Annotated in this window: 14 protein-coding genes; 9 read left to right on the top strand and 5 right to left on the bottom strand. The window is 51.4% G+C overall.

Annotation, left to right across the window (positions count from 1 at the left end):
• Window positions 1-238 precede the first annotated feature (238 nt).
• The 6 genes from EKM83_RS09955 (at window position 239) to EKM83_RS09930 (ending at window position 5594) form a co-directional block, all read left to right on the top strand.
• On the top strand, window positions 239-814 hold the full coding sequence (locus EKM83_RS09955; RefSeq protein ID WP_125576996.1) for a matrixin family metalloprotease: 576 nt from the start codon (window positions 239-241) through the stop codon (window positions 812-814).
• A gap of 141 nt (window positions 815-955) precedes the next feature.
• Window positions 956-1399 (top strand): peptide-methionine (R)-S-oxide reductase MsrB, encoded by a 444-nt coding sequence (gene msrB / locus EKM83_RS09950; RefSeq protein WP_125576994.1) that lies wholly within the window; start codon window positions 956-958, stop codon window positions 1397-1399.
• 14 nt (window positions 1400-1413) lie between these two features.
• Window positions 1414-1935, top strand: a complete 522-nt coding sequence (gene msrA / locus EKM83_RS09945) for a peptide-methionine (S)-S-oxide reductase MsrA (protein WP_125576992.1) — start codon at window positions 1414-1416, stop codon at window positions 1933-1935.
• Window positions 1936-1982: 47 nt separating this feature from the next.
• Window positions 1983-2432 (top strand): NUDIX hydrolase, encoded by a 450-nt coding sequence (locus EKM83_RS09940; protein WP_125576990.1) that lies wholly within the window; start codon window positions 1983-1985, stop codon window positions 2430-2432.
• A 1048-nt stretch (window positions 2433-3480) separates the two neighbouring features.
• Window positions 3481-4545, top strand: coding sequence for a tyrosine recombinase XerS (xerS, locus tag EKM83_RS09935; protein ID WP_125576988.1), 1065 nt, complete (start codon window positions 3481-3483; stop codon window positions 4543-4545).
• Window positions 4546-4616: 71 nt separating this feature from the next.
• Window positions 4617-5594: an aldo/keto reductase gene (locus tag EKM83_RS09930; RefSeq protein ID WP_125576986.1), complete on the top strand. Its 978-nt coding sequence runs from the start codon at window positions 4617-4619 to the stop codon at window positions 5592-5594.
• Window positions 5595-5825: 231 nt separating this feature from the next.
• On the opposite strand, the gene EKM83_RS09925 is transcribed toward EKM83_RS09930, so the two are convergent.
• The gene (locus EKM83_RS09925) at window positions 5826-6323 is read right to left on the bottom strand and encodes a cysteine hydrolase family protein (RefSeq protein WP_125576984.1); all 498 of its coding nucleotides are present in this window, start codon (window positions 6321-6323) and stop codon (window positions 5826-5828) included.
• A gap of 330 nt (window positions 6324-6653) precedes the next feature.
• Window positions 6654-7211 carry a hypothetical protein gene (locus EKM83_RS09920; protein ID WP_125576982.1) on the bottom strand — a complete coding sequence of 186 codons (558 nt, stop codon included), beginning with the start codon at window positions 7209-7211 and terminating at the stop codon, window positions 6654-6656.
• A 397-nt stretch (window positions 7212-7608) separates the two neighbouring features.
• Between EKM83_RS09920 and EKM83_RS09915 the strand changes: the two genes are divergently transcribed.
• A complete protein-coding gene (locus tag EKM83_RS09915) occupies window positions 7609-8112 on the top strand; it encodes an LURP-one-related/scramblase family protein (protein WP_125576980.1) in 504 nt (167 codons plus the stop codon).
• A 55-nt stretch (window positions 8113-8167) separates the two neighbouring features.
• On the opposite strand, the gene EKM83_RS09910 is transcribed toward EKM83_RS09915, so the two are convergent.
• Window positions 8168-8818, bottom strand: a complete 651-nt coding sequence (locus EKM83_RS09910; protein ID WP_125576978.1) for an endonuclease III domain-containing protein — start codon at window positions 8816-8818, stop codon at window positions 8168-8170.
• Between the two features lie 219 nt (window positions 8819-9037).
• Between EKM83_RS09910 and EKM83_RS09905 the strand changes: the two genes are divergently transcribed.
• Both EKM83_RS09905 and EKM83_RS13355 read left to right on the top strand, forming a co-directional pair.
• Window positions 9038-9463 (top strand): SRPBCC family protein, encoded by a 426-nt coding sequence (locus EKM83_RS09905; RefSeq protein WP_125576976.1) that lies wholly within the window; start codon window positions 9038-9040, stop codon window positions 9461-9463.
• A gap of 13 nt (window positions 9464-9476) precedes the next feature.
• A complete protein-coding gene (locus EKM83_RS13355) occupies window positions 9477-9614 on the top strand; it encodes a hypothetical protein (protein WP_164505644.1) in 138 nt (45 codons plus the stop codon).
• Window positions 9615-9777: 163 nt separating this feature from the next.
• On the opposite strand, the gene EKM83_RS09900 is transcribed toward EKM83_RS13355, so the two are convergent.
• Together EKM83_RS09900 and EKM83_RS09895 are read right to left on the bottom strand one after the other, a co-directional pair.
• Window positions 9778-10626, bottom strand: coding sequence for an alpha/beta hydrolase (locus tag EKM83_RS09900; RefSeq protein ID WP_125576974.1), 849 nt, complete (start codon window positions 10624-10626; stop codon window positions 9778-9780).
• A 128-nt stretch (window positions 10627-10754) separates the two neighbouring features.
• A complete protein-coding gene (locus tag EKM83_RS09895) occupies window positions 10755-12284 on the bottom strand; it encodes an endonuclease MutS2 (RefSeq protein WP_125576971.1) in 1530 nt (509 codons plus the stop codon).
• Between the last annotated feature and the right edge of the window lie 19 nt (window positions 12285-12303).

Here is a 12303-nt window from a genome sequence, read left to right as displayed (position 1 = left end):
TAATCAAGCGAGTCAGCTACGGATTCGGTTGTTTTAGTAGCTTTAGATTAAGGATTCATCTAGTATTCGGAATTAAAAAGGCTGCCTAATCATAATACGATTAGGCAACCTCAGACAGCCGATTACCAACAACAGTTGACAAAGAGCCGTTTTTTAGTCGCTTCTAAATCCGCACTCCCGTATAATACGGGTCGATGGTAGCCGTCAGGCATCCTCCTTCAAGAGAGAGGGACTTTGCATGATTAAAGGTTGGTACCGAGGGATTTTAACCATTGTGACGACGCTGGTTTTGTTCTTTACGCAGGTTGGCGGCAACTTGGCGTTGGCAGCAGGCGTGACCCCATTTGGGCCAGAACGCTTCGCCCACGCCAGTGCCACATACGTGATTACGACCAAGTCCCGGTATTACCGGCGGATTTGGCAGTCAGCGATTTCAGCCTGGAATAAGACGGGGGCCTTTCACTTCAAGGCGGGCACTAAGGGAAATGCCCAGATCGACTTGGAAACAGCCTCTAAATCTCAGGCAGCAACATTAGGCGAAGACGTCGGCTTGACCGAATACACCGCGCAAAACGACTATTTGACCAAGGTTACCGCGACGTTGAATCCTAGCTTGTTGCAGACGTACGGCTACTCTCACTCGGATGACCTCCACGTGGCAGAACACGAATTGGGCCACACGATGGGATTAGCCCACAACCCGTCTAAGCACAGTGTGATGTACTACCGGAACCGGGCCGTTGGTATCCAGAAAGTGGATATTGAAGGTGTTCAGTTGCGGTACCACACACCTGCTGGACAATCGGCAAAATAGAAGGTAAGTACCGTTTGGCAAAGCCGGTTCACTGCATGGTGAGCCGGTTTTTGCTTGTCAAATTCCTTGCGTTTCCGGTAAAAAGTCTTACACTGGGAGTAGTAACGATTAAGTTGCGTACAACTGATTGGAGGAATTAGCATGAAGCAACAAGAAAATCAGGAAGACTTGAAGCAACGGCTAACCGCAGAGGAATACGCGGTAACGCAACATGCGGCCACAGAAGCCGCGTTCACCGGTAAGTATGATGCCTTTTACGAAGATGGCATTTACGTGGACGTTGTGAGCGGCCAACCACTATTCAGTTCAACTGACAAATATGACGCGGGGTGTGGCTGGCCATCTTTTACCAAGCCCATCGATGTCGCCAACGTTAAGGAAAATACGGACCACTCCTTTGGCATGGTTCGCCAAGAAGTCCGGAGTAAAGACGCCAACTCGCATTTAGGCCACGTCTTTACGGATGGCCCGCAAGACCAGGGCGGCTTACGCTACTGCATCAATTCAGCGGCTTTAAAGTTCATTCCCGCCGACAAGCTTGAAGAAAATGGCTACCACGATTTTGAACAGCTTTTTGACAAATAAGAAAGGGCGATTGCATGACTGAAAAAGAGACAGCAATTTTTGCGGGCGGTTGCTTCTGGTGTATGGTGCAGCCCTTCGACACGCAACCAGGCATTGACTCGGTCGTTTCCGGCTATACCGGCGGTCACACGGTCAACCCGACGTACGCAGAAGTCGCCAGCCACACGACGGGCCATACGGAAGCCGTCAAAATCACCTTCGACCCCAGCATCATCAGTTACGCTGAACTGGTAGAAATTTACTGGCGGCAAACGGATCCCACCGATGCCAGTGGCCAATTTCAGGACCGCGGCGACAGCTATCGGCCGGTCATCTTCGTAAATAGTCCCGCACAACGGGCTGCAGCGGAGAAGTCCAAGGCCGCATTAGCCGCCAGTGGCCGGTTTGATGAGCCCATCGTGACGACCATTGAAGACGCCCAACCATTTTATCCCGCAGAAGATGAACACCAAGACTTTTACCGCAAGAACCCATTTCGCTACCAAATTGAAGAAATGGGCGGTCGTCAAGACTTCATTCAGAACAAATGGCATTAACGCCCATTTTGTATGGTACAATCATGTAAAAAGGCGGGTGAGAAACTGTGGGTTACGTGTTAAATTTACGCCAGCAAGTCGGCCATACGCCGCTGATCGTCGTCGGTGCAGCGGCCGTCGTGTATCGGCAAGCCGCGTTATTGCTGGTGCACCGCACGGACAATCATTTTTGGGGCTTGCCAGCGGGTTCGAAGGAACTCAATGAAAGCACGCTGACGACGGCTCAACGCGAATTGGCTGAAGAAACCGGTCTGACAGCGCAAGCCGCCAAATTGCTAACGGTCGTGAGTGGCGCTGGCATGCAATATCAATATCCCAATGGTGATCAGATTGATTCGGTCACGGTGGTTTATGAAGTCACGGCGACTGGCGAACCCAATGGTGATGACGATGAAACCAGTGCCGCCAAATTTTTCCCGCTAGATCAATTGCCAACGGAACTGACGCCGCTGACCCGAGAGATTTTAAAAACGTTGGCGGTGGGTCAACCGAAGTAAAGTTTAAAAACCAGTTGGTGAGTAAAAAACTTGCTGACTGGTTTTAATTTGGCTTAATCCGGGGGCTGCTGACGATTGAACCACTACTTTCGATAATATATATTATGTAAAGTAGAATGAGAAAAAGACTTTGACGGGAAAAGTGCCGGTTCCCTGTTAGCTATGTTCCTTATGATGGTGTTGGTCCCGTCAATCCTGTCAGCAAGTTCTTTCAGCGTTACTGACAATTCATAACTTGAAACTGAGTCGACTACCTCAGTCGTTGCCAGTAACTCATTGGCGGTTGGCTGATTATCCATGCTGACTGCCAGCGGCCAGCCAGCCGTCAGTAACCATAACCTACTGGTCGTTGACCGCAAAAAAGTCGCAATTTGCAGGCGGTTTCTACGTCATTTTCGTGATACCTTGATCAGCTAACACCTGAACGTGTGCTCAGAATCAACGTCGTTTTCCCTAAAAATTGGTCGTTGACCGCTATGTACCGAGTGCTGGCTGGCTTGACCAATTTCATGGTTGATGGTTCCATTCATCGGCTAAATCAGACCGTGAGACTTGCCAGCTATGTGCTAACTTGCTGATGAACTGGCTTGGTTAGCAGTTGTCGCTGGCTGAATTGCCAGCAATGGACTTGCTGCGTTCAGCGGCGTACTTGCCACGATACTGATCAATCAGCTTCGGCTCAGGCCTCTGACCATCTTATCTGAAAGTCCGATAAACGCCGTTCTAACAGCGATTGGCTAGCGATAGCCTTTAATGAAACGGTCATTTCAAGCGAACTGAATCCAGTCCAATCAGAAAACGTACTCAGGTCCGCTAAACCGCCGTGCAGCAACGTTTCAGCGCATTTTATCACGTTTAGACGATTCACTGAAGGCTGGCCAGTCTACTAACCGGCTTTAGCTCTTGGCTATTTCCTCAGCTGACTACTTTCATTAAAACAAATATTTTAAAGATAGTAGTCCGTAAAAAAACAAGCGGGGGGCTTGCTAATTTCGGCATTCACCGGTATCATAGAATATATGAGAACATATGTTTGGAGGCCACTTCTATGGAAAAGCAGCACTACTTAAAATTAATTGACGAAGAACTGGCCACCGCCCCCTGGTACGTCCAGGAATATTACCAGGCCAAAGCGACCATTCCTTTATCGCCCGCTACCCTATACCAATACCTGACGGAGTTTCGCCGCTTCTTCAACTGGTTGATCAGCGAAGGTTTGACCCCCGCTACCCGCCCCGCCGATATTGACATCCAGGTCCTAGCGACTCTGAAGAAAGAAACGGTTGAACTGTACAAGTCCGCCCTACTGAACCAGACCAAATTGACGGGGGCTCCCGGTAGCCGGACGCACCCCACCATCAATCGGTCGCTCAACGCCCTGTCTTCGCTCTTTAAATATTTGACTGAGGATACCGAAGACGACAATGGCGAGGCTTATTTTGACCGCAACGTCATGCACAAGATCGCCCTGGTCCGCACCAGTGAGACCTACGCCACGCGTGCCGCCAATCTCAAAACCAAGCTGATGCTGGGCAACACCGACCATGAATACTTGGACTTCATTGATCAGAAATACGAGGCTCTGCTGTCACCGGCCAAGAAGCGCTACTTCCACCGTGACAAACGCCGTGACCTGGCCATCAATGCCTTATTGCTCGGTAGTGGCCTGCGGGTATCCGAAGCGGCCAATGCCGACCTGCGGCACCTGAACCTCAAGACCGGCACGATTGGCGTGGTTCGTAAAGGTGGCCAGCGTGATACTGTACCGATTGCGCCGTGGACGTTGCCGTATATCCAGGCTTACATTGACCACCGTGAAGCAACTTACCATGCCACTAGCACTGACCGAGCACTGTTTCTCAGCAGTTATCGCGGTCAAGCTTCACGGATGCAGGCCAACTCCATGGAAAAAATGGTCGCCAAATACTCATCAGCGTTCAAGGTCCGAATCACACCGCACAAGCTTCGGCACACGCTGGCCTCCAAACTCTATCTAGCCACCAAAAACGAGCAGCTCGTGGCGACCCAGCTTGGCCAGAATTCGACCAGCGCTACGGGATTGTACACGCACATCATTGACGAGGAACAGCGACAGGGTCTGGAAAAAATGTAGACCTGGTTCTTAAAATAAGTAGTAAACTAGTGATATGACCATTAATCACCCATTAAAGGAGTTATAAACAGATGGAATATCGAAATTTTGGTAAAACCGGTTTCAATATTAGCGAAGTTTCCCTTGGCACCTGGCAACTCGGGGGCAAATGGGGACTGCCCTTCAGTCAACAGGACGCGGAAGACACGCTAGCCGAAGCCTATGCGCAAGGCGTGAACTTTTTTGACACTGCCGATGGCTATCAAAACGGCGCCAGTGAACGGGCCGTGGGGCAATTTATCAAGAGCCACCCCGACGTGCATTTCACCACTAAAATTGGCCGCAAGGAAGAACCCCTGACGGCTGACCACTTTAGTCCGGCCAACATTGACCGCTACGTCGAGGAATCCTTACAGAATATGGGTTTGGATGCGTTGGACATGGTCCTGCTCCACTGCCCGCCAACCCAGGTGTACTACCAACCGGAGACGTTCTTTGAACTCGACCGCTTGCAGCAACAGGGCAAAATTCGCAATTACGGGGTCAGCGTGGAAAAGGTGGAAGAAGGCATCAAAACCCTCGACTACAACGTCGCTGGCATCGAAATCATCTTTAACATGTTCCGCTTGCGCCCAGCTAAATTATTCTTTGACTTGGCCCAGCAGCACAACGTTGGCATCTTGGCCCGTGTCCCCTTGGCCAGTGGCTTGCTGAGTGGGAAATACACCGCCGACACCAAGTTTGCGCCCGAAGATCACCGGACCAACAACCGGGATGGCCAACACTTCGATAAGGGGGAAACTTTCTCCGGCGTTGATTACCTCACCGGGGTCAAGGCTGCTGACGAACTCAAGCGGCGTTTAGGGACCGAGCAATTAGCCGCCACGGCCTTACGCTACATTTTGATGTATGATGCCGTGTCCGCCGTAATTCCTGGCGCCAGCAACCCGACGCAAATCGAACGCAACACTTCTGCCGCTGAGTTAGCGCCACTGACAGCCGACCAAATGGCAATCGTGCAGGACGTTTATGACCAGTATATTAAAAACCCGGTTGAATACTTGTGGTAGTCAGTTTTAAACATCTCTAACAGCTTAAAAAAGTTCTCAAGATTATTTTTCATAGTCTTGAGAACTTTTCATTTAAGCAATGATTTTGGCCTTAGCCAGGGTCTACGCCCACAACTTAATTAAGAAACCCTTAAGCTTCTCCGACAGCCGGTTACAAATCCCCCACCAATTTCGTTGGTATAGATAAGGGGGTGACTGACACGTCTCGCCAGTCACCCCCGGTCATCATCTTTAATCCTGGAGCATCGTGACAAAGCGATGGTTCCAAATACCTTCGTAAAAAGCAATAGTTTGGTCGGCTGTCATAAAGGCATTATCCACCGTGGTCGTCAGCCCGGGCGTCATTTCCAAATCATACCCGATACCATGCGCCACCTTGGTCGTGGTATCCACACAGTACTCGGTCTGCGCGCCGCAAATTTCCAGCGATTCTGCCGCAAAGTCGGTCAGCACGCGCCGTAAATTGGTGTGGTAAAAGGCGTTGGCGTGTGTCTTTTGAACGACTGTGTCTGTCGGCTGCACGCGAAAAGCGGGGATGATCTGCCAGGCCAAGCTATCGGCTACCAAATCTTCGTCATTGTGCTGCACGAAAATAATCGGCCGGCCTAACTGGCGGTAGTGCGTGATGCGTCGCTGAATCCCGTCAATCACCGCAGCGGCATTGGCCACCCCCGGTTCGCTAAAACAAACCCCATTTTGCATATCAATAATCAGTAGCGCATCAGCCATCATGCCATCTCCTCAACCATATTTGCTCTTAAGTCTACACGACTTATCGTTGGGAAACAACTCAATTTGCGGTCCTGATTTTTACAGAGACACCACCAGATTCGTCTTTGGTCATAAACACAACCGATTTGCTCGCATGTACGCTTCTGAGCTTTCTCTTCTGAACACTTGAATGACCCTAGGTTAAGCCTTCATGTGGACTCCAATGCAAGCAGAAAGTTGCAAAAAATCGAATTAATTTTGACCCGCCTCTGAATAATCGCTTCAAGGGGACCGCAAAGATAAGAGTACAAAAAATCTGGAAACGCAATTCCAGACCTTTAACCCCTATTAATCTGTCGTGAAGCCGTTTCCGTGACCACCATAATTGATAAACTTACCATCGTGCTCTTGAATTCCCCAGACAACGTACGCGCGATTCCCGACCCATTTAATCTTTTCCTTCGTGAATACCGTATAGCCATTTTTCTCCTTAAACCGAGCATAGTGAATACTGGCCGGATCCCTGTGGGTTTTTAGCTTCTTAAGCTTGTGGGTGTATTTCTTATTGAGCCGATCAATCTTATGCGTGAGGGTCCTGACTTGACGGGCCGAATACACATTGCCCTTTTCCTTGGCAATCGTCGTCTTCAGTTGCTTTAACAATTTAACCTTGTGCTGGAGCACGTCCTTCCACGCGATCGACAAGCCCTTCGCATTTAATGTGGCGGCCTTTAAGGCTCGATCATTCTTCTTCATCAACTGAACCTTCTCGGTGTGCGTCTTCCGTTCATTGGTCGACTTTGCACCAGCCGTTGTGGTGGCTAGGCCCAAACCAAATAATAAAGCCAAAACTATCACTAACATCGTAATATTCCGCGCAGAATGTCGTTTCCCGCTTCGCTGCATATCAGTTCCTCCTTATATCACTTTAGACCGTCTATTTGCCGATTTATAAGTATAAAAATATTACTTCAGCTACTATCCCGTATCTTTAAAGCTAGCTAAACTATAGCATCCTCTGAACGGCCGAGCAAGTCCTAAAACTGCGCAATTTCAGCCAAGTCATAGTGGTCTAACTACCCGCCCCATCTAGCGTCAATACAACTTCCGAAATGGGCCGATTGGTCTAACTTTTACCGTAATTATCCTTGTCATCACGGCAAACAGAAGACGTTGATTGGCATCAGCCATTTGACGACCCCTTTTCTCAGTTTAATCCCCATTTTTACATCAAGCCTAGGCAACCGCCCAGAATTCCGGTATCATAGGCTTCAAACGAAACCATAAGATTGGAGCACAATTCATGCGTAAACTCTATTTAGATCAAAAAATCTGGTCCGTCCGCGAAAAATTTACGATTTACGATGACCGTGAACGCCCCGTTTACCGCGCTCAGGGCAGTCTATTTAAGATTCCTAAGCATTTTGATATTTTCGACTTACAAGATCACGTGGTTGCCAGTGTGACCAAACAACCGCTGCATTGGTTACCCCGCTTCGACCTAAAAATCGGCGGCCAGCCAGTGGCGACGATTCAAAAACAATTTAGCCTATTCAAACCGCGCTACGACCTGGTAGCGGCCGGTTTGACCGTAACTGGGGACTTTTGGGACATGAATTTTACCGTCTCGCGTCGTGGTCAAGTCGTCGGCACCGTGGCCAAGCGTTGGTTCAGCGTCGGCGACAAGTATGAGATTACCAGCCAAGACGATACCGACAGCCTCCTACTAGTTGGGCTGGTGCTGGCCATCGACTACGTCAAGCGCCAGGCCCAGGCGGCCGCCAACTCATCCAGTACTGGTAACTAATTTCTATTTAAAATGGGGTAAATTGCCGTCAACGACCCGGCCATTGATCACCCAGTTAACCCAGCGCCTCATTTTCCTCATTCAACTGGTCGCAATCCTTGATCAACTGGCAGACTTCCTTTTCCGGCGTCAATTTCATGGAATACTTTCGGCCGAATTCAATCATCGTGTGGTGCGCCTGGTGCAGTTCCTCCGGTTGGAGCACCCCCACGATGCGCTTTTCAACCTGTAGCGGGGATGCCGCCTGGTCAACGAAGTGCAGCCGCTTGGAAATGGCGGAAACGTGGGTGTCCACCGCAAATGTCGGCTGGGCAAAAACGTCACTCAACACCACGTTGGCCGTCTTCCGCCCTGCGCCCGGCAAAGCCATGATACCTTTGCGGTCGGTCGGCACCACGTCATTGAGTTCCTCATGGACGATGCGGGCCGTCTTGATGATGTTACGGGCCTTGTTGTGAAAGAGACCCACGCTCTTGATGATGGCTTCCACGTCGGTCACGTCGGCGGCCATCAGGTCCTTAGGCGTCGGGTATTTGGCAAACAACACCGGCGTCACCTTATTGACGGAAACGTCCGTGGCCTGGGCACTCAAGATTACCGAGACCAAATACTGAAACGGCGTTCGCGAGTCCAGTGACGGTCCCACCGGCCCCATTTCCGCTTCCATCTGATGAATCGCCCACACAACTTGCTCGTCTTTTAACATCGTTTCCGCCTCCGTTAATTTCATTACCTTTATGATACCCGAATTGGCCTAAAAATGACACCAGCGACTAACCACTGCCCGAATCCTAACTAACGAAGCTCATCAGGTAGTGGTCACCTTTTTCAGCAAAAGCGGCTCACCTCTATCAGAATATTGATTATCGACGCTAGTCCGACTCAGGTATGCTAAAGCCATCCCAATTGAAGGAAGGCTTTAACCATGACTCAGACACCCCTGTTTCAAAACACCCTGGCCACCACGCTCACACCCGAACAGATTCGCACGCGCCTGTTAGCATTGACCGACCTGCCGCGCTGGAACCCGGCTATCACTCAGGTGACACCCACAGCGACCGGTGTGCACCTCACGCGCCAACAACCAGCGCTCAATCATAGCGAAGACGTGACTGTCACCACGACCGCCACGCAAGTTCGTTACCACAGAACGGGGGACCACCTCACCTACACGTTGACCTTTACGTTTGTCGCCACGGCAACGGGCACCCAGCTCACAGAGACCTTAACACTCGTCGATCCCGGGGCATTAGCCAACTCGCTACGACTACTGGCCCCCATCGCCCAAGCCGCCTTTGCCCGGAACCTGCACCTGCTGGTTGCCCCTGTTACCACACCGGATAGGATTTAGGAGGGTGTCCCAAATGATTTTACTAACAACCGATTGGCAACCCATTTTCCAACAGTTTCTGACCCTTTGGTTGATTGGCTGGGGGCTGCGCGCTGGCCTGGTCATCTTGTTATTAGGCGGCCTATACTGGCTGTGGCAGAAGAAAAGATGAGCTCAAGAGGTGGTTTCCAATCATCGAAAATTGGTACATTAAAGGCGTTTGGGAACCTGCCCAAACGCCTTTTTGTGCACCAACTTTAAATGGTTGAAACCTGCGCCAAAAGGCAGCTGGTTCCGCTTAAAACTGATAACCGCCTTTTGTCCCACTCTCTTTTCTACCGTCCCCACAAAAATTGGATCAACACGCGGTCCACCTGTGGATTCTCATGAAGCTTGCTGTGACGGGCCAATTTCCCCGTGAATTCATGTTCCTGATACGACTTGGCATGCGGGGCAACCAAATACTTAAGGGCCAGGCTGGAGACGTTGGGCACGGTGCCATCCGTGTGGTGACCAATGTTGCCGTACAAGTTAAGCACCCGGACCTGGCCTTTAGGTAGCACACGCCGCAACCGGGTCATGTCGCGATACGTTGCGTTCATGTGGTTGGGGCGACCGGCCGCATTGAGCTTAAGGCCCGCCGGTTGCTGGATAGCCGCCGGTACGTCACGGAAATTTAGTCCGGCAAAGTGCCCGGCGATGTCGACTTGCTTGCGTAATTTAGGCAATTTCTGCGACTGGCTATTTTCCAGGGAATAATAGATCAGTGACATGTTGCCCAGCGAATGACCGACCATATTGATTGCTTTAATGTGATATTGTCGCTGTAAGGCTTGGACCACGTGCGTCGCCCAGACCCCGTGCTGGTGGTAATTCAACTGGCGGTTATCCGCGTAGTTGACCTCAACGATGGGATTGACGGCTCCCGGTTTGATTTGCCCCGCTAGCCGGACCTGTCCTTGACGGTCGACCATCGCCCGAATAATGGTGTTGGTCACGCCGGCTTTTTTCGCCGCTTGGGCCATGTGTTCCTCCGCCCGGTAGCTACTGCCGGCACCATGAAAGAACAACGTCGGTGTTGCTGACTGGACGTACCGGTCCGTGGCCAGGCGTCGTGCACAGCCAGTCAATAACCCCGTGACTAGCAGTGCCGCGATGAACAATTTACTTGGTTTAACATGCATTTTTCTCCCCCGTTCCTGATGATGCCCTCATCATACCAGCCTCGAGTGGGTCAAGGGCAAGCAAAAGGCCTTGCCAAAACCAAAACGCCGGTGTCCCAACTATCAGGGAAACACCGGCGCTTGTTGGACTACTGCTCTGAAGGGTCTTTATCCGCTAACCGTTGTCGAGCGGCGGCAATGATGGGCTGGGCCAACCCCAAGCGTTCTGCCAACCAAATGGCTTCACTGGCCCCGACTTGGTGGAGCAACAACCGATACGTCGGCTGAAGCGTCTGGGGGTCAAAAGCCATAGTGGCCGTCATGAAGGTCGGACAGTCCACCGCGTATTCCTTGATGGCACTAAAGTGGGTCGTCGCAATGATGGTGGCGTGCTGCTGGCGCAGGTACTCGATGATGGCGATGCTCAGCGCCGAGCCCTCTTCTGGGTCCGTCCCACTGCCGATTTCATCAAGCAAGACCAGTGCGTTGGCCTGGATGTGGTCGGTCATGTCGACCAACGTCGTCATTTCGGCAGCAAACGTACTCAGCTGGGCCGTGATGCTTTGGTTGTCGCCAATGTCGACCCAAAATTGACTGAAGACGGCCATCTGGGTTCCCGCCGCAGCCGGCAGTTCCAAGCCTACTTGGACCATCAGGGCAAACAGTGCAATCGTCTTTAAGACCACCGTTTTCCCACCGGAGTTGGCTCCGGTGATCATGAGTCCCTGTTGCGGCGCCAGTTCAATGTCTAATGGCACGGCGTCTTTTAACAAGGGATGCCGCCCCGCCACGATTTTCACGTGCTGGTCCGTATTCAGTTCCGGTAGACGGCTATTCATTTCTAACCCATATTGCCCCCGGGCCATGATTTGGTCAAATTGGCTCAGGAGTTCCTGGTTCTTCGTCAAGTCGTCCCAGCTGTTCAACACGTCGCCGGTCAAGGTGACCAGTAGCTGGTAGACCTCCGCGCTCTCGTCGGCGACTAGGTCGGCCAACACGGCACTCTTTTTGGCTACCGTGGCCGGTTCAAAGAAGACCGTGGACCCGGTAGCGGACTGGTCGATGATTTGGCCACTGAAGCGGTGCTTTTCGCTGGCCTTGAGCTGTATGGATACCCGGTCGTTACGGGTGATCAGCCGGGTGCTCTGAACGGAATGGGGATGCTTTTGCACGAATTGCGTCAGTGCCGCTTGGACCTGCCGGCGTTGCTTGGTCATTTGCCGGCGGATATCTGCTAGCTTGGGCGTTGCGTCATCGGCGACCTTGCCGTGCACGATGATGTGGGCTAATCGGCCCTGCAGGCCACTCAGTTGACTCGCCGGTTGCATGAGTGCGTCTAGTTGGGGCGCTAATTTTTGATGCGTGTGCAGGGTCGTTTTCAGCCGCTGCAAGTTGGTCAAGAACTCACTGATGAGCCCCAATTGCGTGGCGTTCAGCAATAATCCCTGGTCAAGCTTGGTTTGTAAGGCCGTCAGCTGGTCGAGGTCAAAGTACGTGAACAAGACGTTGTGCGCTAACAGGCGATGGGCCTCCGCCGTGAGCGTCAGATTTCGTTTGACGACGGCCAGGTCCGTTTGGTTCGGTGTGGCCTGGAGTTCATCGGCCGCCCATTGACTGTGGGTGTAAGTCGCCACGGTCGCTAAAATTTGATCTAATTGCGTAATTTCTTTTAAATCCATTTTTCTCCTTGTGTAAACA

Origin of the sequence: Levilactobacillus angrenensis (assembly GCF_003946085.1) — a bacterium.
Taxonomy (GTDB): Bacteria; Bacillota; Bacilli; order Lactobacillales; family Lactobacillaceae; genus Levilactobacillus; species Levilactobacillus angrenensis.
This window is presented reverse-complemented; position numbering and strand designations above follow the sequence as displayed.